This is a genomic window from Myroides sp. C4067, from assembly GCF_038039665.1.
Taxonomy (GTDB): domain Bacteria; phylum Bacteroidota; class Bacteroidia; order Flavobacteriales; family Flavobacteriaceae; genus Flavobacterium; species Flavobacterium odoratimimum.
In genome coordinates, this window is record NZ_JBBPHJ010000008.1 from 23,849 (window position 1) to 44,618 (window position 20,770).

The following is a 20,770-nucleotide window of genomic DNA, read 5'->3' on the forward strand; positions in this document are numbered from 1 at the left end:
AAGCTGTATAGTCATGGAAACCAAAGATATCTTAAAGAAGGTCAAGAAGATCGAAATAAAAACAAAGCGATTAAGTGACCATATTTTTTCGGGAGAGTATCACACTTCTTTTAAAGGGAAAGGTATGACCTTCTCAGAGGTGCGTCAATATCAATTTGGCGATGATGTAAGGGCTATAGACTGGAATGTTACTGCACGTTATAATGAGCCTTATATCAAAGTATTCGAAGAAGAGCGTGAGTTAACAATGATGCTCTTAGTGGATGTGAGTGGTTCGGAAGCGTTCGGGTCTACTGATCAGTTTAAAGAGGATATTGTACTCGAAATAGCTGCTACACTTGCCTTCTCTGCTACTCAAAACAATGATAAAATAGGTCTAATACTGTTCTCTGATCAGATAGAGTTATTCATTCCTCCTAAAAAAGGAAAAACACATGTACTGAGAATCATTAGAGAGCTTATCGACTTCAAACCTAAAAGTCTAAAGACAGATGTAGGCTTTGCTCTTGAGTATCTCTCGAAGGTAGTCAAGAAGAAAGCTATTGTCTTTGTGCTTTCAGACTTCATTACACACTCTTTTGAACAGACTTTAAGGATATCGGCAAAAAAACACGATATTACAGGCATAAGAATCTACGATAAAAGAGAGAAAGAACTTCCTAATGTAGGTCTTATCAATGTATTCGATGCAGAGACTCATACAGAACAGTTAATCAATACTTCTGATGCTAGTGTAAGAAAAGCCTATGCTTCTCACTTCCACAAGCAAGAAGAAAACTTTACCAAAGTATTTCAAAAATGTGGAGCAGGAACTATCAATATTGAAGTAAACGATAGTTATGTCAAAAAATTACTAGGATACTTTAAATCGAGATAAGGACAATGAAATCTAATTTTCTACATATCGCTATTATTTTTTTAGTTGCTACTTTCTCTACTCTAGCTCAAAATAGAGTAGAAACGCAAGTAGATACTACTGCTATAAAAATAGGAGACACCTTTCTATACACCATAAAGGCCCATTCTAACACAGGGAGTTTAATTACATTTCCTGCAACAGAACAGATAGGGAACTTTGATGTAGTAGAGTCATTCCCTATTGATACGATTAAGAATGATAATACACAGGAGCTTATTAAGAAATATCACTTGACTCAATTCGACCCAGGTGATTTTAGTATTCCTGCTGTACCTGTTATAGTAGATGCTAAGCTATTTCATACAGACTCTATACAGATACATGTACAAGATGTAGCAGTAGATACATTAAAACAACCTCTTTATGAGATCAAGTCAATCTCTAAAGAAGGAGCTTCTTTCTCTACAGATTGGTATTATCTACTGTTTATCTTCATCGCTATACTAGCAGGAATAGGTATCTATATCTATATCAGAAGACAACAAGAGAAGAACCTTACGGAGGATGATAAATACAAAACTCCTTATGAGAAAGCAGTTAAAAAACTTAAGAAACTAGAAGAGAAGAAAAACTGGAATAGAGGTGATGCTAAACCATACTATTCTGATATGAGTATTATCACTAGGGGGTTTATAGAAGATACTTTTGGAATCTCAGCGAAAGAATTGACGACTTTCGAAATTATCACTATTCTTAAGGCTACTTTAAATGATAAGAAGGTAAAGCTAGATCCTGTGGTGATTAACGAATTAAAACGAGTTCTAGAATCTGCGGACTTAGTTAAGTTCGCTAAGTCTCAGCCTACTGAAGGCGAAATAACAGCAGATACTTCTAAGATACAGAATGTCATAGACAGTATCAATACAGCTTATCCTATCTCTGCTGCAACACAAACAGAGTTAATCAGAAGAAGAGAGGAAAGTAAAAAGAAAAAGAAAAGAATACGTATATGGATCCCTACAGCCATCACAGCTTTCTTAGTTGTTGTGACTGGGATAGTGTATATTATCAATACTTCTGCTAAAGAAGACTATCATTGGTTTACATTCAACAATACGAAGAAACTGATGAACAAAGAATGGATTACTAGTACGTATGGTACTGCTCCAGGACTGACTATCTCAACTCCTGAAGTTCTAATCCGTAAGAATGAACCTTTATTGCAAGAAGGAAAACCAGATGGTATATCATCACTTAATCAATTTAAATATGGTGTACTAGAAGACCCTATTCACATTGTATTAAATAATGTAGTTACCACTAAGGAATATAAATATACTGATAAGGAATTGATTACTTATTCTATTTCATTGCTGACACAAAACAATAAAATAGAAAACTTAGAGTATAAAGATGAACGCTTTGAGAATGCAAATGGTATTCTAGGGACACTTGTTTATGGTGAGTTTGCATTCAAGAATCCAACTAGTCAAGTAGAAGAAAAAGTAATTTTCGAAGGAGTATTAACAGACAATGGTGCTAACAAAGATCAAGTATGGATATTCTATCTAGCAGAAGATGAGATAGCTCCTAAGCTAGTAGAACGTATGTTTGATTCAATACAGTATAAAAAAGAGGAGAAATAACAATGATACAGAATATAACTTTTGCCAATCCTGAGTTCTTCTGGTTATTTATACTATTACCAATAGTCCTATTTGTATGGTATAAAAACAGAAAGAAACAGCGTGCTACTGTCAAGCTAAGCACTATACAAGGTGTACAAGAGCATACTTCACTATTAGTTAAGTTATTGCCTATTTCTATTATCTTACGAGTACTAGCCCTTAGTGCCATTATAGTGGGTATGGCTAGACCTCAAATCGTGAATGTAGATTCACAGATACACTCTACGCATGGTATCGATATCGTGATGGCTATGGACGTATCAGGAAGTATGTTAGCACGAGATCTAAAACCAAACCGTTTAGAAGCATTAAAAACTGTAGCTGCAGACTTCGTATCACAACGTGTGACAGATCGTATAGGATTAGTTATTTATGCTGCTGAAGCATATACTAAGACGCCAGTGACTAGTGATAAATTACTGATACTAAATGACCTTAAGAGTATAAAATATGACAATGTACTAAGAGATGGTACTGCTATAGGTGTAGGTTTAGCGACATCAGTAAACAGATTAAAAGACAGCCCTGCTAAAAGTAAGATTATCATACTTCTTACAGATGGTGTCAATAATACGGGTACAGTAGACCCTACATTAGCTGCTGAGATCTCTAAAGAGTACAATATTAAAGTATATACTATTGGTATCGGTACTAATGGGTTAGCAGAATCTCCAGTAGGAATAAGAGAGAACGGTGAAATAGTATATGAGAAAGTACCTGTAGAACTAGATGAAGAGCTTATGAAGTCTATCGCTAAGACAACAGGAGGTAAATACTTTAGAGCAACAGATACTAGTAAGCTTAAAGCAATTTATGAAGAAATCAATCAATTAGAGAAAACGAAGATTGACGAACAGAAGTTCGTTAAATCTGATGACAAGTTTCAATTCTTAGTGTTACTTGCCTTTATTCTATTGTGTATTGATTTCACATTACAAAAAACATTATTCAGAGGATTCATATAATAGATTATGTGGGAGTTAGACAATAAACAATATCTTTTTCTATTTTCAATCATAGCAATATTGATCTTAATCTTTATTGGGGATATCTTGTGGAAGAAAAAGAAGCAACAATCATTTGCTACAGCTAAAGCAATTAAAACTTTGGCACCTAATCAATCTAAGAATAAACCAATCATTAAGGCATCTATTTATCTAGTAGCTCTAATATCTATTGTAATTGCTTTAATCAATCCTAAGATAGGAACAAAGGTTATTACAGTCAAAAGACAAGGTGTTGATATCGTATTCACATTAGACGTATCTAAGAGTATGTTAGCTCAGGATATGGCTCCTGATAGATTGGCAAAGATGAAACAACTAGTCTCTCAGATTATCAATAATCTAGGACCAGATAGAATAGGTATAGTAGGATATGCAGGTACGGCATTCCCGATGTTGCCTATTACTACAGATCATTACGTAGCTAAGATGTATCTTCAGACGATGAACACAGATATGGTCTCTTCACAAGGTACCGCATTTGAGGACGCTATCTATGTAGCTTCTAATTTCTATGACAATCCCAATACAAGCAAAGTCATGATCCTTATCTCTGATGGAGAAGACCACGGAGAAGAAATGGAGAATGCTATCAAAATAGCAAAAGAAAAGAAAGTAAAGATTATCACCATCGGTGTAGGAACAGAGGCAGGAGGACCTATCCCTATTAAGACACCTAAAGGCGTGGAATATAAAAGAGATTGGAACAATGAGATCGTTACTACAAAGCTCAATCCATCTACGCTTAAATATATAGCTGATGCTACTGGAGGAAAGTATTATTACGGTTCGAATACGCAAGAGATTGTAGACCTTATTAAAAACGACCTTAGCAAAATAGAAAAAACAGATTTTGAAGATCAACAAATCGCAGAGTACCAATCTCAATATCAGTGGTTCTTAGGATTTGCTTTCTTACTGATCTTTATCGATTTATTCATACTAGAAAGAAAGACTATCTGGATGAAGAAACTTAATTTGTTCAATGAAAAAGAATAGCATGCGATTAATTATGAAAAACTCATTCTACATCACGATATTTTTATTGTTTACTGCTTACTCATTTGCACAGTCTGCTGGTAGAGCACTGAGCACAGGTAATGAAGTATTCGAGAACAAACATTATACTCATGCAGAATCTTCTTATAGAATAGCTAATTCTAAAGACAGTAAGTCTGTAGCTGATTATAACTTAGGAAACTCTTTATACAAACAGCAATTAACCAAAGAAGCAGAAGCTGCCTACCTTAGAGCGATACAAAAAGCGACAACCAAAGAAGCTAAGCACCAAGCTTACCATAACTTGGGGAATGCTTATATGAAATCTAAGAATTATCAAGCAGCAGAACAAGCTTACAAAAAGGCTTTATTAAACAATCCTAAAGATGATGAGACGCGTTATAACTACGCTGTAGCGAAGAAAATGAACAAAGAGAATCCTCAAGACAATCAAGACAACAAGGATAATCAAGACCAAAACAAAGATCAGAATAAGGATAATCAAGATCAGAATAAAGACCAAAACAAGGACAACAAAGATCAAGACCAAAATAAAGATAATAAAGACAAAGGGGATAAAGGCGATCAAGACAAGAAAGATCAAGATCAAAATGATAAAGGAGATCAGGATGACAAGAACAAAGATGGTCAGAATGATAAGGATAAAGACGATAAAGGAAAAGACGATCAAAAAGATCAATCTAAACAGAATAACCCTAAAACACCTAATCAAGATCAGATGGATCGAATATTAGATGCGATGAATAAAAATGAAAAAGATGTACAGCAGAGGCTAATTAATAGAGGTCCTAAAGGTGGTAAACCAGAGAAAGGACAACCTGCTGGACAAAATGAACAAAGAAAAAAAGACTGGTAGAATACAATGAAAACACTGCGTTACTACATATTATTATTCGCTCTGATTTGCACTCAAGCAATCTTAGCTCAAATCAGCTTTGAAGCAACAGTAAGTAGAGATAACATACCGCTTAACGACAATGTTCGCGTTGACTTTGCTATGAATCAAGATGGAGATAACTTCTCTCCACCTCGTTTTGACAATTTCACTGTAGTTGGAGGGCCTAACCAATCTGTTAGCTACGCTTGGACAAATGGTAAAAAGTCTTTTAATAAAACCTATTCTTACTTCTTACAACCGAAGAAGAAAGGAACTTTATCTATAGGTTCAGCATCTATAGAAATAGATGGACAGGTCTATAAAACCAAACCGATTACCATTACAGTATCTGATGCTGTAGCAAAGCAAGACCCTAGACAGCAGTATAATCAAGTACAGCAGAAAGCTCTAGATGAAATACATCTAGTCGCTGAGGTGACGAATCAGAATCCTTATATAAACGAACCTGTAACGATAACATATAAACTGTACTTCAATACCAATATCGCAGGATATACAGGAAGAAAAATACCTACTTATGAGAAGTTCTGGGTGCACAATGTAGACATCCCTAGACGACCTGAAGTGAAACTAGGTAAATATAAAGGAACAGATTATAACTACATTATATTAAAACAAGATGTATTAATGGCCCAAGAAGCAGGTAATCTTAGTATAGATCCTCTTGAGTTAATGATACAAGCAGAAGTTCCTACAGGTAGACGTGACTTCTTCGGATATCCAGAGTTTGGGTATATGGAGAAAGAATACAGTACAGGTAGAGTAACAATCAAGGCAAAAGACCTTCCTGAAGCAGGTAAGCCTGACAATTTCTCTGGAGGTGTTGGGACATTTACATTTAAAGTAACACCAACTAAGACAAGCCTTAAATCAGGTGAACAACTAAACCTAAAAGTTGAAGTTGCAGGTAAGGGTAACTTGGATTTATTGACCATTCCCACCCCTACTGCGCACTCTGCTCTAGAGATGTATGACCCTACTAGTTCAGATAAGATTACTTCTGGGGTACATGGTATGCAAGGTAGCAGAGTGAACGATTACATCATTATCCCTCAGTATAAAGGGGATTATATGATTGACCCTATGGAGTTCTCATATTTTGACTTAAGTACTAAGAAGTATAAGACTATTCACATTGACAGCTTAGCGATTAATGTACTAGAAGGGCCTACCCTACCAACTAATACAGAAGCAAAAGACACAGACGTAGTAGATAAGAGCGAATTGTTTCAACCGAATAAAGCTACACCTACAGTAGTAGAGGCTTCTACTAGCACATATTGGGACACTACGTTATTCTACGTCCTTACAGTACTGCCATTTGCAGCTATACCGCTATTCTTACTTGTAGTGGTACAGCGTCGTAGATATGCGTCAGACACAGATGGTATCCGATTGAGAAACAACAATAGACTAGCTAGAAAATACTTAGGAGAAGCGAAGAAAAACATCAATAATAAAGAATTGTTCTATGAAGCACTAGAGCGCTGTCTGCACAACTTCCTAAAAGCGAAGCTAGACATGGTGACTAGTGAGATGAGCAATGAAAACATTACAGAGATTCTAACAGATAGAAATATTACTGAAGAAGCCATTAAGAACTTTATGGATATAAAGAACGCTTGTGAATGGGCTCGTTACGCTCCGACTGATCAGGTTAATATCAATAAGGATTATGACAATGCGATTACAGTAATCTCTGAACTAGAAAAACAATTCAAATAGACCAACATGAAACACATCATCACTCTTTTTATATTTGTTTTGAGCTTTCATACATGGGCACAAACGGATTCTTGGAAACAACAATTTGACAAGGGAAATGCCTTGTATCAAAAAGAAAAATATAGTGAAGCAATCACAGCCTTTAAAGTTATAGAGAAACAAGAAACTTCTTCACCAGAAGTATTCTTTAATCTAGCGAATGCTTATTATAAAACACGCGATTATGTCAATGCTGTTTATTACTATGAGAAAGCCTTAAAGCTTAATCCTAGTGACACCGCTATAGAGACTAATCTAAACTATGCGCGCAAAGAGCTTATAGACGATATTATGATAGTGAAGCAGTATGATAACGAAGACATAATTCACCAGTCATTAGGGAAGCTATCCGTTGACCAATGGGCTACACTAGCCACAGTGATGGCCTTTGTAGTACTATTGTGTTTTGTGGTATATTATCTGAATCACAGCAGTACTATTAAGCGTATTAGCTTTGTATTGATGCTTGTTTCTATCCTAGTGATAGGAGGTAGTGTCTACGCAGCTACATTTGAGCAGAAGTATGCTTCTAAGACTACAGCTGCTATCTTATTTACTGAAAAGGTAAACCTGAAAGAAGACGCGAAGAACACCTCTCGTACACTAAAAGAACTACACGAGGGTACTAAAGTGTATATCTTAGAGAAAAAAGCATTGTGGATCAGAGTGAAACTAGATGATCAACAAGAAGGATGGATAGAAGAGAATACGATTAAGTATATCTAGATCGTTTCGGGTTCTTTTATATCCTGTATCATATCGATACTCTTAGAGAACAGAGATTTAACTAAATCGTATAAACTAGGTAGTACTGACTCAGACAGAGATACATATATTTTATAACTAGTAGAGTTCATTAATGTCTCCTGACTGACGAACTTAAATATCGCGTTAACCTCATCGAATATAGAGAGAAAGATACTTCCTACTAGGATCACGATCAAGATCTGAAATACAGCCCCAAAAAGTCTGTTGAACAGCCCTAAGAATACCGCTTGTACAAACTTAGTTGCTAACTGAGCGATGAAGCGTGCAGCTAATACTGCCAACACAAAAGCCAATACAAAAGCGAGTAAAGGAATAGAAGGTGACTCCCATCCTAGAGAATTCATCAGAAATTCTTTGAGAATATTTGAGAATTTCAATGCTCCTATTATTCCGATAAATAGAGATAGAAAAGAAACTACTGAAATAAAAAAACCATCTCTAGCTCCTTTTATAATAGCAAAAATAACGGCGATAAGGCATATAATATCTAAAAACATAAATACTCAAATATATTCTGTGCGAAGATATTACAATTCTATTAATTACAATAGAGAAGAACTGTAGTATATTTGTCACCATTACAACTAACAATATGGCAAGAGACGAACAATTAAAAGCTAGATGGGACGCTGTCGTTCAGAAAGTATCTGACCGATTCGGAGACGGAGAGACACTAGACTTAGAAGCTATCATATATTTAATCGGAGTACAAGAACTAGGTAAAATCAAAAAGAGATATAAAAAAGATGACAAAGTGAACTTAATGCATATTGCTATCTGTCGTCTATTAGAACCTTATGGTTATTACGAGTTTGATCACTTTGACCAGGACGGATGGCCACACTATAATGTAAAAGAAAACCTACCTAGCCTTAAAGCAGGTGAACAATCGGTTTTAATGAAAGAAGCGATAGTCAATTACTTCTTAGAAAGTAAGTTTATTGACTAACATAAGAAACAATTATAAAAATTATAGCTGTTTATAATTTTATGTCTAATTGAAAAGCAGTAAATTTGCTTTTTACTTTACTTAAGATGATAGATAAAATAAAAGAATACATCGGTGAAGCGGAACACTTTAACACCGATAATAAAGAGACGCTTGAAACATTTAGAATTAAATTCTTATCTAAAAAAGGAATTTTAAACGACTTATTTGCACACTTTAAAACGGTGCCTAATGAGCAGAAAAAAGAGTTTGGTCAAGCTATCAATCTATTAAAAAGCACTGTCGAGAATAAAGTAAAATCTATTCAAGATGAACTAGAATCTAAAGATGTGCAAGGTCTTTATGGAGACTTAACACGTCCAGGTTACCCTCTAGAGATCGGGTCTAGACACCCTATTTCACTAGTGAAGAACCAAATCGTTGATATCTTTAATAACATTGGTTTTAATATCTCTGAAGGTCCTGAGATTGAAGATGATTGGCATAACTTCTCTGCGTTGAACTTCCCAGAGTATCACCCAGCTCGTGATATGCAAGATACATTCTTCGTTCAGACGAATCCAGAACAACTATTACGTACACATACTTCATCTGTACAGACTCGTTATATGGAGAAGAATACACCACCTCTGAGAACTATATCTCCAGGGCGTGTATTTAGAAACGAAGCTATATCATCTCGTTCACACTGTATATTCCACCAAGTAGAAGGTCTTTACATTGATAAAGATGTTTCTTTTGCTGACTTAAAACAGACTTTGTTATACTTCACTAAAGAGATGTTTGGTAAATCTAAGATTAGATTACGTCCATCATACTTCCCATTTACAGAGCCTAGTGCTGAGGTAGATATCTATTGGGGATTAAAGACTGAGACAGACTACCGTATTACTAAAGGTACAGGGTGGTTAGAGATCATGGGATGTGGTATGGTTGACCCTAACGTTCTTAAGAACTGTAATATCGACCCTACTGAGTACAGTGGTTTTGCCTTTGGTATGGGGATAGAGCGTATTGCTATGCTATTATACCAAATCGGAGATATCCGTATGTTCTTTGAGAACGATGTACGTTTCTTAGAACAATTTAAATCGAACTTCTAATAAGAAAACGATATATAGTAAAAACACCTCATCTGATCTAGATGAGGTGTTTTTTTATATCCCTTTACATATAGACCCTTATAATCACTACATGGATTATAAGGGCTATTTATATCTAACAATACTGGAAGATTAACTAGAAGTTCTTCTTCACTCCTATCATAATACCGTCTTTAGCAAACGCCCCACCTTGATATGAGCGTACATAGTCTATACGGAAGAAATTAATCTTACCAAATCCGAAGTTAGACAGACCTGCTGTAAACTCGTGATATGGCTTTATATCACTTACCATAGCATTGTGATACCCTAATACTACATTCCATCCTGTCTCTCTTAGCAAAGGAACCTTATTAATCAAGAATCCTTTAAAATCATACTCAAAATGACTCTCTACATAAGACTTATTCGTACTTAGAGCATAATACGGCAATAGGTTAAACGAGGTCAATCTATCATTCGTGATGTTTAGATGAGTCTCGTTACCTGTGAAGTGTTTTCTATCCACATAAGAGATACCATCAGCTCCAAAATATTTACCCATTAATACATTATACTCGAATCTCCCTTTATTACTCACCGTTAGTCCTTGGCTGAACCTAGCTTCTAGCTTATCGTATTCTAATCCTTTCTCACTACCACTGAATCCCTTTTCATAGTTCACCTCTATCAGAGGATAGTTAGGATTGCGCATATAGATACGCTTGTCAGGATAGCTTACATAGTTCATCCCTAAGGATAGCGTAGTACCAACTCTAAACTTGTATAGATGATGATTCGTGATCGGACTACTGTTCATATCTAGAGGAGCTAACGGATCATTAGAGGTATAGGCTCTACTACCCTTATAGAATGAGCCATTCGCATTATTATACAGCGGGCTTCTATCCTCATACCCTATCGCACTGTGTACCTTTAGAGCTTCATTGAAGAACTGACCGTAATACCCCACATACACATCATTGTGATTGTAGTACTTCGCATAGTTCTTTCTCATTAATAGGGAGAATGCAGTATTTAGTAGCTCAGGTATATTCTCCTTATTATACTGTTCTATCTTACTTCCTCCTTCTATATATATTGCTGATTTAGACGCTCCTTTAAACTGGCGCAATAGCTTTCCATACACTCTCAACCTATCAGAGGCAAACCCGTAGCCAAAACTAGCTTTACCATACGTATACCCTATCTTATCCTTATCATAGATAGAACCATACACATCCGTCTTCATATTGAACCCCTGCACAGTATTAAATCCAGGTTTATCCATCCCTATTAATCCTGTGTAGCCGATACTATACATATTATCTTCTCCTCTATAGTTATATCCACCGAACACATCACCTATCTTAAATCTATTGTGCTTCTTGCGAATACTATCTTTATACGCAGGAGACTCCTTAATTATTCTTATACTATCCTTCACGCGATAATCATTCAACTCCTCTTCTGACAAAGCAAATAATCTATTCTCTTTCCAGAAATCATCTCCTTTCTTATTCACATCCTTCGCAAAGGATAAAATCTCTTTATCAAAGCTCGCTCTAGTGAAATTAGGTGTGAAGTTATAGTTGTTAAACACACTTAAGAACACGGCTTGTATCCGTACTCCTAATGCTCCAAAGACTAAGTCAAGGTTCTGCGAGCGCTTCACCCAGCTCTTATTATCCTCATTATAACTAAAGTTCTGACTCACATTGATCTCTTCTATCAATGGTTGCTGTACACTTACTCCCGTTACTTTTAAATCTATACCATAGATAGCCCCTATCCCATCTACTAAGTAGAGATCACCTGAGAACACAGGCTGAACTGATGACTTAGGCGTTACCTTGATTTTATTAATCAATACCCCTTGATCTCTGAAGGTAGCCTCTAGCGTGTACTTATAGTATGAGAACGCTACATCTGCTATCGGAGAGATTAGTTTAGTATCCATATCTCCGATCACGATATGATTATCATAGAAGTCATAGAAGGACTCATCCGCAGTATTAAAGCTATATCCACTATTGCTCCCACTTACCTTAGATGCGATAATATGTTCTTTTAGTTTATTCGGTTTTTGATACTTTAGGCTAGAAACTGTCTCTGACAGATACACTATCCCTCTACCTAGTGAATCCACACCAGATAATCCACTACCATTCACCTGCACCTTCTTTTGAAAAAACTTAGACATCTTCAGCGTCTTCAGCATTCCTTTAGAGTAAAAATCCGCAGTGAAAGCAGACATTCCCTCTGTATTCTTCTGCTTGTTCTTTATCGCTAGACGGATCAGATCATCTGCAGGATTCTTACCAGCTGTGATCACGATATCTTCTAGTATGAAGTCTTCAGACTCCAGTACCACATTTACCTCCTGGGCAACTCCAGTATAGGTAATATTCTTTCGCAGCGTCTTATAGCCTAAGAATTGATATACGATTGTATACTCCCCCTTCTGAGGTAAGCTTAATTCATATAGTCCCTGTTCATTACTTATTGTATTCTGTTGGCTTTTCTCTAGATATACCGTAGTATAACTAATGGGATTACCCTCTGTGTCTTTTATACTCCCTTTTAGTTGACCAAATACAGTCAAGCCAATCAGAAGCATAAAAAGTGTAACAAATTGTTTCATTGGTTAGGTTTTGTTTAATAGTAACTATTAGACATTGTATTTATTGCATTGTTACACCTTGACCATGATATTATACTAAATAACAGAACTCTTCATACAGTCTTCATACCTCATCACATCGCTAACCTTCATATTCATTGACTTCATACCACTATATCCTCTCACAGAATAAGACAATACCTAAGTAGAGAAAGTTCTAAAGCGTTAATTAACTGTAAAAGAATTAGTCATTATAACATTAAATACACCTTTAACTCATTCTCTTTTGTATTTTTGTCAGTTCAAACTAAACTACCTATGTCAAGATTCAACCTATTAACTGTAAAAGAAGTTCGCAGAGAGACTCCTAATGCAGTATCAATAGCATTTGATATTCCTGCCAACCTAAAAGAGGAATTTGCATTCACAGCAGGTCAATATCTTAATATTAAATACCAACACGAGGGGAAAGAGATTCGTAGAGCTTACTCTATCTGCTCTACTCCTACTAGTGGAGAAGTACGTGTAGCAGTAAAAAAAGTAGAACACGGTGTGTTCTCTACTTTTGCAAACGAAACACTGAAAGCTGGTGATCAGCTAGAAGTAGAGAGCCCAGAAGGAAGATTCACTTTTGAGCCAAATGATTCAGTAGCGAATAACTATGCTGCCTTTGCAGCAGGTAGCGGTATCACTCCTGTGATGTCTATACTAAAAACAGTATTAGAGCAAGAGCCTAACAGCAAGTTCGTACTAGTATACGGTAATAAAAATGCGGAAGAGACTATCTTCCACGACGAATTATACAAACTACAAGAACAATACGCAGAGCGTCTATTCATCCACTTCGTTTACTCACGTATTAGAGAGAACGATTCTATCTTCGGACGTATAGATAAAGCAGCGATCAACTTCGTAGTAAACAACAAACACAAAGAAAAAGAGTTCGCTCGTTTCTTCTTATGTGGTCCAGAAGACATGATCGATACTGTAAGTGCTACTCTACAAGATAGAGGTGTTGCTAAAGACAAAATCGCTTTTGAGATCTTCACTCCTAACACAGATGGTGTAAACCCTGTACAGGCAGAAGGAGGTACTACTAAGGTGACTGCACTAGTAGATGACGAAGAAGCTAGCTTCGAGATGCCGAAGAGTGAAGTATTACTAAACGGTGTGCTTAAAGCCGGTATAGATGCTCCATACTCATGTCAGGGAGGTATCTGTAGCTCATGTATGTGTAAGATCGTTAAAGGATCTGCTGTGATGAAGAAGAACAGCATCCTTACAGATGATGAGATAGCAGACGGACTTATCCTATCATGTCAAGCTATCGTTACATCAGACGAAATCTATGTAGACTACGACGATATATAATAGATATACGATATAATCTAAGCTCTCCCACAGTGGAGAGCTTTTTTTTGCGATCATACTCCGAGGTGATAGCCTATTGCTCCCTATATGATAGGCTAGTGATAGGCTATTTTTGGTACTTTTAAGCCGACCAAATGCCCATCACTAGCCGACCACTAGCCGACCACCCCATAAAAAAAGGTAATAAAAGCACATTTAATACTTTAGAAATAACACGCGGATTGCAAATCTGGGCCGAGATATAAAACACATTACAATAACACAATAAAAAAGAGCTGTACAAAGCATTATACTTCATACAGCCCTAAATCAATTATAGTTAACAGTGATAAATTAATAAATAGCAAGAGGCTCTCCCACCGCGTGGAAAAGCCTCTTTCAATCTATCACAACACTAAACTTACTAGTTTCTCATTTACTTGGTCAAAGTTGAATGACGTGTACACACGGTCAAACTCTCCTTTGATTGCTTCATTCATCAGGTTACCTACACTACCTTCGTGTGTATGGTTTACCTCTTTTGACGGTTGATAAGTGCCTGCCTCTATCGACAGCCCTATCTCTTTATATGCTTCTCTAAAAGGCATCCCCTTTAGTACATAATCATTCACTACCTCAACGCTAAACAAATAGTCGTATTTCGGATCGCTTAATATCTCTTTATTCACCTCTATATTGTCTAACATCAATTTCAGAATATCTAAACACTCTTTCAATGAAGTGAAAGCTGGGAACAAGTTCTCTTTTAACAACTGAAGATCTCTGTGGTACCCAGAAGGCAAATTAGTAGTCATTAAGGCTATTTCGTTAGGCAAAGCTTGTATCTTATTACATCTTGAACGAATAAGCTCTAGAACGTCTGGATTCTTCTTATGTGGCATAATGCTCGAACCTGTAGTCAAATGATCTGGGAATTTGATAAAACCCATGTTCTGACTCATATACAAGCATCCGTCCATCGCGAACTTAGCTAAAGTAGCTGCAATAGCGCTTAACCCTTGTGCTAAGATACGCTCCGTCTTCCCTCTGCCCATCTGTGCATACACTACATTATAGTTCATAGATTGAAAGCCTAATAGGTCTGTAGTCATCTGCCTGTTTAGTGGAAATGATGAACCATAACCCGCAGCCGAACCCAATGGGTTCTTATTCGTAACCTTCCACGCAGCCAGCATCATCTCTAAATCGTCTACAAGGCTCTCTGCATACGCCCCAAACCACAAGCCAAATGACGAAGGCATTGCGATTTGTAAATGCGTATAGCCAGGCAGTAAAACATCTTTATACTGATTACTCAATTGCTGTAATGTATCAAATACTTCCTTCGTCTTAGTGACTATCTCCTCTATCTCATGGCGAAAATAAAGTTTAAGGTCTACTAATACTTGGTCGTTTCTAGAACGTCCTGAATGTATCTTCTTACCAGCTTCACCTATTCTCCTAGTCAATAATAACTCTACTTGAGAGTGTATATCTTCTACATCATCTTCTATCTCGAATTGACCAGCTAATATCTCTTGGTATATCTGTTTTAATTCTTTTTGAATAAGGACTAAGTCTTCTGACTCTAATAATCCTATACTTTCTAACATCTGTGTATGTGCTAGTGACCCCATAACGTCAAATGCCGCTAGGTTCATATCTAACACTCTATCTTGTCCTACTGTGAAGGTATCTACATTACTATCTACAGTAGTGTTTTTTTGCCATAATTTCATTTACTACACGATTTGCGTTAACATCTCTATATACAAGGCTATTCCCTCTTCTATCTCCTTTACATAGACGAATTCGTCTGCTGTATGCGAGCGAGCAGAGTCGCCAGGTCCACACTTAAGCGATGGAATACTTAACAAAGCTTGGTCACTCGTAGTAGGTGAGCCATACGTCTCTCTACCTAGTGCTATACCCGCCTGTACGATAGGGTGATCTTTAGCTATAGACGAAGGCTTTAATCGAGTAGAACGCGCATTGACCTCACAGTCTACATGCTGTCTCACCATCTCTAATACTTCTTCGTTTGTATAAGCATCTGTCACACGTACATCTACAACAAAATCACAAGTAGAAGGCACCACATTATGCTGTGTACCAGCATTGATCATTGTCACACTCATCTTGATAGGTCCAAACTCTTCAGATACCTTAGGGAACTGATAGGTATTAAACCACTCTATATCTTTTATTGCTTTAAATATCGCATTGTCTCCTTCATTACGCGCTGCATGTCCTGAGCGCCCATGAGCTACACAGTCTAACACCATTAGTCCACGTTCTGCTACAGCTAAGTGCATTTGTGTAGGTTCTCCTACGATAGCGAATTCTAATTCTCCTAATTTAGGTATTACAAATTCTAAGCCATCATTACCCGATATCTCTTCTTCTGCCGTAGCAGCGATACAGAAGTTATACTTCATTCCCTCTTTTTCATAGAAGTAAAGAAATGTAGCGATTAAAGAGACCAAGCACCCTCCAGCATCATTACTCCCCAATCCGAACAACTTGCCATCTATAATCTCAGGCTTAAAAGGGTCACGAGTATAGTCTTTATTTGGTCTCACGGTATCGTGGTGAGAGTTCAATAAGATCGTAGGCTTACTCGGATCATAGTGCTTATTAAACGCCCATACATTAAAAAGCTCTCGGTGAATAACTACTCCATGAGACTCTAAAAAGTTAGCGATTAGATCAGAAGTCAAGTGCTCTTCTTTACTAAAAGATGGAGATGCTATAAGGCTTTCTAATAAAGCTATTGCCTGTTGTGATAAGTTGTCTTTCATTGTGGTTTTGTATAGTTATGGGTAGTTGTCTTGTTATATTATATTAAAGTTGAATCGTAGTACCAGCTTTTATATCTAATAGATCCTCTGCTTTCTTGATACATACCTTATCTACTCCTTGGTTGACAGCCGCCAAAGCGTTCTCTATCTTTGGCAACATACCATCAGCTATCACCCCTTGTTGTTTTAGTTGTGTAAAGTTCTCTTGATTAATGGTAGTGATCACAGAGTTCTCATCGTTAATGTCTTGCAGTACCCCTTTGTGCTCAAAGCAATATACTAAAGCTACTTTATACTTAGTAGCGAGAGCAACTGCTATATTAGAGGCAATAGTATCTGCATTGGTATTTAGTAGTTGGCCTTCCTTATCAGCCGTAATCGCAGAGAATACAGGATTAATCCCTATCTCTAACAATTGTTGTAATCGAACCACATTCACATCGCTTGCTTCAAAGTCCCCTACATAACCATAGTCTATTGGCTCAGTAGGGCGTTTATGACTCTGTATCAGCTTAGCGTCTGCTCCTGAGATTCCCATCGCATCACAACCTCTTGCTTGAAGTTGCGCTGTGATTTGTTTGTTTATTAAACCCGCATACACCATTACAGCTATAGGCAACATCGCTTCGTCAGTGATACGACGCCCATTGACCATCTGAGTTTCTATCCCTAACTGCGCAGCCATACGCGTAGCTAATTTACCTCCACCATGTACTAAGACCTTAGGGCCTTCTATACGAGCATAGATGTCTAAAAAAGCGTTTAACGCAGACTCGTCATCGACGATATTACCTCCTATCTTAATAACTGTAAGGCTTTGCATATTTTATTGGTTTTTAAGCATTTCTTTTAATACAGCTTGTGCTGCCCATACTCTGTTCCCTGCTTCTTGTATCACGATAGCGTGCTCGCTATCTAATACTTCTGACGAGATTACTAAATCACGTCTAACAGGTAGGCAGTGCATTACTTTGGCTTGGTTGGTTGCTTCTAATTTATCAAGAGTCAACATCCAAGACTTATCTGTACACGTTATCTGTCCGTAGTCTTCATAACTCGACCAGTTCTTTACATATACGAAGTCTGCATCTGCTAAAGCTTCATCCTGATTAGTAGTCACTGTAGCTCCTGCTGTAAACTCCTCTTTCAGCGCATAACCTTCTGGATGAGTCACCACAAAGTCTACAAGACCTTCTGCCTGAGCTCTACACATCCACTCTGCGAAAGAATTCGGTACTGCCTGCGGAAGTGCCTTAACGTGCGGTGCCCATGTCAATACTACTTTAGGTTTTTTGCCTTGAGGTACTAATTTATCTTGTGCAGCATCATAGTTATAGTCGAAGTGCTCTACTATGGTGATCAAGTCTGTGAAGCTCTGTAGAGGATGTCTTGTCGCGCTCTCTAAGCTCACTACAGGTTTGCCACAGTACTTAGCGAACTTGCTAAACAATTCTTCGCTATAGTCTTCCTCAGCATCTTTTAACCCTGGGAACGAACGAAGTCCTAATATATCACAGTACTCTCCCATCACAGCTGCAGCTTCTCTAATATGCTCTGCTGTATTTCCGTCCATCACTACGCCGTCTTTAGTCTCTAAAGCCCAACCGTCTGATGTCATATTCATCACCATTACATTCATCCCTAAGTTAGCAGCAGCCTTCTGAGTACTCATCCTTGTACGCAAACTTGGATTTAAGAATACTAAACCTATTGTTTTGTGCTTGCCAAGAGTTTCTTCTGCAAAAGGGTTTGCCTTACACGCTAATGCGCTGTTTACTGCTTTAGATAGAGAAGGTATATCGTTAACGGAAAAAAATTGTTTCATTGTAATTGTCTTTTTAGAATTGTTGTAATCTGTTGTTGAATTTATCCAAGAATAAATCTGCATCAGCTTGAGTCAGATTTAATGCTGGTAACAACCGAATTACATTAGGGCTTGCATTACCCGTGAAGATGTGGTCTTTCACTAATAGTTCTTTACGAACATCTTTTAACTCAGGAGCAAGGTCTATTCCGATCATCAATCCTTTTCCTCTTACTTCCTGTATCTTGTCTAATTTCTTTAATTCATTGATTAAGTAATTTCCAACCTGTGCAGTATTTGCCATTAGGTTGTCTTGCTTCATTACTTCTAATACAGATAATGCTGCAGCACAAGCTAAATGGTTTCCTCCAAAAGTAGTCCCTAACTGTCCGTGCCAAGGCTTAAATTGCTCTCCTATCGCTATCGCTCCGATAGGGAATCCATTCCCCATCCCTTTTGCCATCGTATAGATATCAGCACTCACTCCACCGTCATTCACTGCGTAGAAAGAACCTGTACGTCCATATCCACACTGTACTTCGTCTGCGATGAATACTGCATCGTACTGTGTAGTAAGGCTTCTGATTTTCGCTAAGAAGCTATCTGTAGCTACCTTAATCCCACCTACACCTTGTATTCCTTCGATAATAACTGCTGTAACTTCGTCTCCATAAGATGCAAAAGCTTCTTCAAGAGCTTGCTCATCGTTAAAAGGCAAAAACATAATATTATCTGTCTGATTGACTGGGGCAACTATCTTTGGGTTATCAGTAGCAGAAACAGCAAGAGAAGTTCTCCCGTGAAAAGCTTTATCAAAAGCGATAACTTTCTTTTTACCATTATAAAAAGAAGCTAATTTTAAAGCATTTTCATTTGCTTCTGCTCCTGAATTACACAAAAACAATTGATAATTGTCCAACCCAGCTACTTCCCCTAATAATGCAGCTAATTGCTGCTGAAGAGGGATTTCTATAGAATTAGAATAAAATCCGATTTTGTTTAATTGGTCCGTTAATCTCGCTACATAGTGTGGATGAGTATGTCCGATAGAGATCACAGCGTGCCCTCCATATAAGTCTAAATACTCTTGACCCTTGCTGTCATATACTCTACTCCCTAATCCTTTTACAATCTCGATAGGGTTAAGTGGGTATACATCATATAATTTCATCATAATTAATCGTTGTTAGAAAGCCGAAGCTTTTAGTTGTAAACCTGTTTTTTCGTCTAATCCGAATAGCAAGTTCATGTTTTGAACAGCTTGTCCGCTTGCTCCTTTCAGTAAGTTATCTATCGCACTAGTCACTAATACATCATTTCCATTCTTTACGATAGACACCAAGCATTTGTTCGTATTTACCACTTGCTTTAGGTCGATGCCCTTTTTACTTACGTGTGTAAATGGATGCGATGCATAATACGTACTGTACATCGTGTAAAGCTCATCTTCTGTCAAAGTCGATTCGAACATCACACTTGCAAAAATCCCTCTCGCAAAGTCTCCTCTCTCTGGGATAAACTTAATGTTCTGTACATAGTCAGATTGTAGTTGTACAAGGCTTTCTCCTATCTCGCTAAGGTGTTGGTGAGTGAAGGCTTTATATACGGATATATTATTCGCTCTCCAACTAAAGTGAGATGTAGTAGATAAGCTCTGTCCAGCTCCTGTAGACCCTGTCAAAGCATTGATATAAACAGACTCAGGCATCTTAACTGCATGTGCTAAAGGCAACAAGGCTAACTGTAATGCTGTAGCAAAACAACCTGGATTAGCTATATAATTCGCTTTCTTTATCTTCTCTTTATTCAACTCTGGCAAGCCATAAACGAACTCTCCTGCTGTATCTTTTAATCTAAAGTCTTGGCTGAGGTCTATAATCTTAATCTCCTTGTCAATGTCATTCTCTGCTAAGAACACTTTAGAATCTCCATGCCCCATACACAAAAACAATACATCAATATCCTCCATCAACACATTCGTAAAATGTAAGTCTGTATCTCCGAATAGGTCACTGTGAATCTCATATACTGGCTTACCAGCGCTACTGTTAGAGTGTACAAAGGTGATCTCTACTGCGGGATGAGGTAAGAGAAGTCTCAACAACTCTCCTCCCGTATAGCCAGCACCTCCTACTATTCCTGCTTTTATTGTCTGCATAG

General features: G+C 37.3%; 18 protein-coding genes. 10 read left to right on the plus strand and 8 right to left on the minus strand.

Features of this window, described 5'->3' with window-relative positions:
* Positions 1–13 precede the first annotated feature (13 nt).
* Genes AABL87_RS07595 through AABL87_RS07625 form a run of 7 tightly spaced genes read left to right on the plus strand, consistent with a single transcriptional unit; the run spans position 14 to position 7,959 of the window.
* Positions 14–877 carry a DUF58 domain-containing protein gene (locus AABL87_RS07595; protein ID WP_006258012.1) on the plus strand — a complete coding sequence of 288 codons (864 nt, stop codon included), beginning with the start codon at positions 14–16 and terminating at the stop codon, positions 875–877.
* A 5-nt stretch (positions 878–882) separates the two neighbouring features.
* Positions 883–2,505 (plus strand): BatD family protein, encoded by a 1,623-nt coding sequence (locus tag AABL87_RS07600; RefSeq protein ID WP_341277135.1) that lies wholly within the window; start codon positions 883–885, stop codon positions 2,503–2,505.
* A 2-nt stretch (positions 2,506–2,507) separates the two neighbouring features.
* The gene (locus tag AABL87_RS07605; protein WP_006260420.1) at positions 2,508–3,512 is read left to right on the plus strand and encodes a vWA domain-containing protein; all 1,005 of its coding nucleotides are present in this window, start codon (positions 2,508–2,510) and stop codon (positions 3,510–3,512) included.
* A gap of 6 nt (positions 3,513–3,518) precedes the next feature.
* Complete coding sequence (locus AABL87_RS07610; RefSeq protein WP_006258009.1) at positions 3,519–4,550, plus strand: VWA domain-containing protein; 1,032 nt, start codon at positions 3,519–3,521, stop codon at positions 4,548–4,550.
* A 1-nt stretch (position 4,551) separates the two neighbouring features.
* The gene (locus tag AABL87_RS07615) at positions 4,552–5,427 is read left to right on the plus strand and encodes a tetratricopeptide repeat protein (protein ID WP_006262425.1); all 876 of its coding nucleotides are present in this window, start codon (positions 4,552–4,554) and stop codon (positions 5,425–5,427) included.
* A gap of 6 nt (positions 5,428–5,433) precedes the next feature.
* Complete coding sequence (locus AABL87_RS07620) at positions 5,434–7,194, plus strand: BatD family protein (RefSeq protein WP_006262426.1); 1,761 nt, start codon at positions 5,434–5,436, stop codon at positions 7,192–7,194.
* Positions 7,195–7,200: 6 nt separating this feature from the next.
* A complete protein-coding gene (locus AABL87_RS07625; RefSeq protein ID WP_006262427.1) occupies positions 7,201–7,959 on the plus strand; it encodes a tetratricopeptide repeat protein in 759 nt (252 codons plus the stop codon).
* Here AABL87_RS07625 and AABL87_RS07630 read toward each other — a convergent pair.
* Positions 7,956–8,498, minus strand: coding sequence for a CvpA family protein (locus tag AABL87_RS07630; protein ID WP_006262428.1), 543 nt, complete (start codon positions 8,496–8,498; stop codon positions 7,956–7,958). The genes AABL87_RS07625 and AABL87_RS07630 overlap by 4 nt on opposite strands.
* Positions 8,499–8,593: 95 nt before the next feature.
* On the opposite strand from AABL87_RS07630, the gene AABL87_RS07635 reads away from it, so the two are divergent.
* Positions 8,594–8,950 (plus strand): hypothetical protein, encoded by a 357-nt coding sequence (locus AABL87_RS07635; protein ID WP_006258004.1) that lies wholly within the window; start codon positions 8,594–8,596, stop codon positions 8,948–8,950.
* Between the two features lie 86 nt (positions 8,951–9,036).
* Positions 9,037–10,053 carry a phenylalanine--tRNA ligase subunit alpha gene (pheS, locus tag AABL87_RS07640; protein WP_036471075.1) on the plus strand — a complete coding sequence of 339 codons (1,017 nt, stop codon included), beginning with the start codon at positions 9,037–9,039 and terminating at the stop codon, positions 10,051–10,053.
* Positions 10,054–10,189: 136 nt separating this feature from the next.
* Here the strand turns inward: pheS and AABL87_RS07645 are convergent, their stop codons facing one another.
* Entirely contained in the window at positions 10,190–12,676 is a 2,487-nt protein-coding gene (locus tag AABL87_RS07645) for a DUF5686 and carboxypeptidase regulatory-like domain-containing protein (protein ID WP_341277136.1), read from the minus strand.
* Positions 12,677–12,973: 297 nt separating this feature from the next.
* Between AABL87_RS07645 and AABL87_RS07650 the strand changes: the two genes are divergently transcribed.
* Positions 12,974–14,026 (plus strand): ferredoxin--NADP reductase, encoded by a 1,053-nt coding sequence (locus AABL87_RS07650; RefSeq protein ID WP_341277137.1) that lies wholly within the window; start codon positions 12,974–12,976, stop codon positions 14,024–14,026.
* A gap of 386 nt (positions 14,027–14,412) precedes the next feature.
* On the opposite strand, the gene argH is transcribed toward AABL87_RS07650, so the two are convergent.
* The 6 genes from argH to argC are packed head-to-tail and all read right to left on the minus strand — an operon-like array spanning position 14,413 to position 20,768.
* Positions 14,413–15,744, minus strand: coding sequence for an argininosuccinate lyase (gene argH / locus AABL87_RS07655; protein ID WP_006257999.1), 1,332 nt, complete (start codon positions 15,742–15,744; stop codon positions 14,413–14,415).
* A 3-nt stretch (positions 15,745–15,747) separates the two neighbouring features.
* Entirely contained in the window at positions 15,748–16,806 is a 1,059-nt protein-coding gene (locus AABL87_RS07660; RefSeq protein ID WP_341277138.1) for a M20 family metallo-hydrolase, read from the minus strand.
* A 43-nt stretch (positions 16,807–16,849) separates the two neighbouring features.
* Positions 16,850–17,629 (minus strand): acetylglutamate kinase, encoded by a 780-nt coding sequence (gene argB / locus AABL87_RS07665; RefSeq protein ID WP_341277139.1) that lies wholly within the window; start codon positions 17,627–17,629, stop codon positions 16,850–16,852.
* Positions 17,630–17,632: 3 nt separating this feature from the next.
* Entirely contained in the window at positions 17,633–18,631 is a 999-nt protein-coding gene (locus AABL87_RS07670) for an acetylornithine carbamoyltransferase (protein WP_341277140.1), read from the minus strand.
* A gap of 13 nt (positions 18,632–18,644) precedes the next feature.
* Entirely contained in the window at positions 18,645–19,784 is a 1,140-nt protein-coding gene (locus AABL87_RS07675; RefSeq protein WP_341277141.1) for an aspartate aminotransferase family protein, read from the minus strand.
* A 12-nt stretch (positions 19,785–19,796) separates the two neighbouring features.
* Positions 19,797–20,768: an N-acetyl-gamma-glutamyl-phosphate reductase gene (gene argC / locus AABL87_RS07680; protein WP_341277142.1), complete on the minus strand. Its 972-nt coding sequence runs from the start codon at positions 20,766–20,768 to the stop codon at positions 19,797–19,799.
* Positions 20,769–20,770 lie beyond the last annotated feature (2 nt).

Coding starts and splice junctions, on each gene's coding strand:
- AABL87_RS07595 (WP_006258012.1), top strand. CDS start 14: ATGGAAACCAAAGATATCTTAAAGAAGGTCAAGAAGATCGAAATAAAA.
- AABL87_RS07600 (WP_341277135.1), top strand. CDS start 883: ATGAAATCTAATTTTCTACATATCGCTATTATTTTTTTAGTTGCTACT.
- AABL87_RS07605 (WP_006260420.1), top strand. CDS start 2,508: ATGATACAGAATATAACTTTTGCCAATCCTGAGTTCTTCTGGTTATTT.
- AABL87_RS07610 (WP_006258009.1), top strand. CDS start 3,519: ATGTGGGAGTTAGACAATAAACAATATCTTTTTCTATTTTCAATCATA.
- AABL87_RS07615 (WP_006262425.1), top strand. CDS start 4,552: ATGCGATTAATTATGAAAAACTCATTCTACATCACGATATTTTTATTG.
- AABL87_RS07620 (WP_006262426.1), top strand. CDS start 5,434: ATGAAAACACTGCGTTACTACATATTATTATTCGCTCTGATTTGCACT.
- AABL87_RS07625 (WP_006262427.1), top strand. CDS start 7,201: ATGAAACACATCATCACTCTTTTTATATTTGTTTTGAGCTTTCATACA.
- AABL87_RS07630 (WP_006262428.1), bottom strand. CDS start 8,498: ATGTTTTTAGATATTATATGCCTTATCGCCGTTATTTTTGCTATTATA.
- AABL87_RS07635 (WP_006258004.1), top strand. CDS start 8,594: ATGGCAAGAGACGAACAATTAAAAGCTAGATGGGACGCTGTCGTTCAG.
- pheS (WP_036471075.1), top strand. CDS start 9,037: ATGATAGATAAAATAAAAGAATACATCGGTGAAGCGGAACACTTTAAC.
- AABL87_RS07645 (WP_341277136.1), bottom strand. CDS start 12,676: ATGAAACAATTTGTTACACTTTTTATGCTTCTGATTGGCTTGACTGTA.
- AABL87_RS07650 (WP_341277137.1), top strand. CDS start 12,974: ATGTCAAGATTCAACCTATTAACTGTAAAAGAAGTTCGCAGAGAGACT.
- argH (WP_006257999.1), bottom strand. CDS start 15,744: ATGAAATTATGGCAAAAAAACACTACTGTAGATAGTAATGTAGATACC.
- AABL87_RS07660 (WP_341277138.1), bottom strand. CDS start 16,806: ATGAAAGACAACTTATCACAACAGGCAATAGCTTTATTAGAAAGCCTT.
- argB (WP_341277139.1), bottom strand. CDS start 17,629: ATGCAAAGCCTTACAGTTATTAAGATAGGAGGTAATATCGTCGATGAC.
- AABL87_RS07670 (WP_341277140.1), bottom strand. CDS start 18,631: ATGAAACAATTTTTTTCCGTTAACGATATACCTTCTCTATCTAAAGCA.
- AABL87_RS07675 (WP_341277141.1), bottom strand. CDS start 19,784: ATGATGAAATTATATGATGTATACCCACTTAACCCTATCGAGATTGTA.
- argC (WP_341277142.1), bottom strand. CDS start 20,768: ATGCAGACAATAAAAGCAGGAATAGTAGGAGGTGCTGGCTATACGGGA.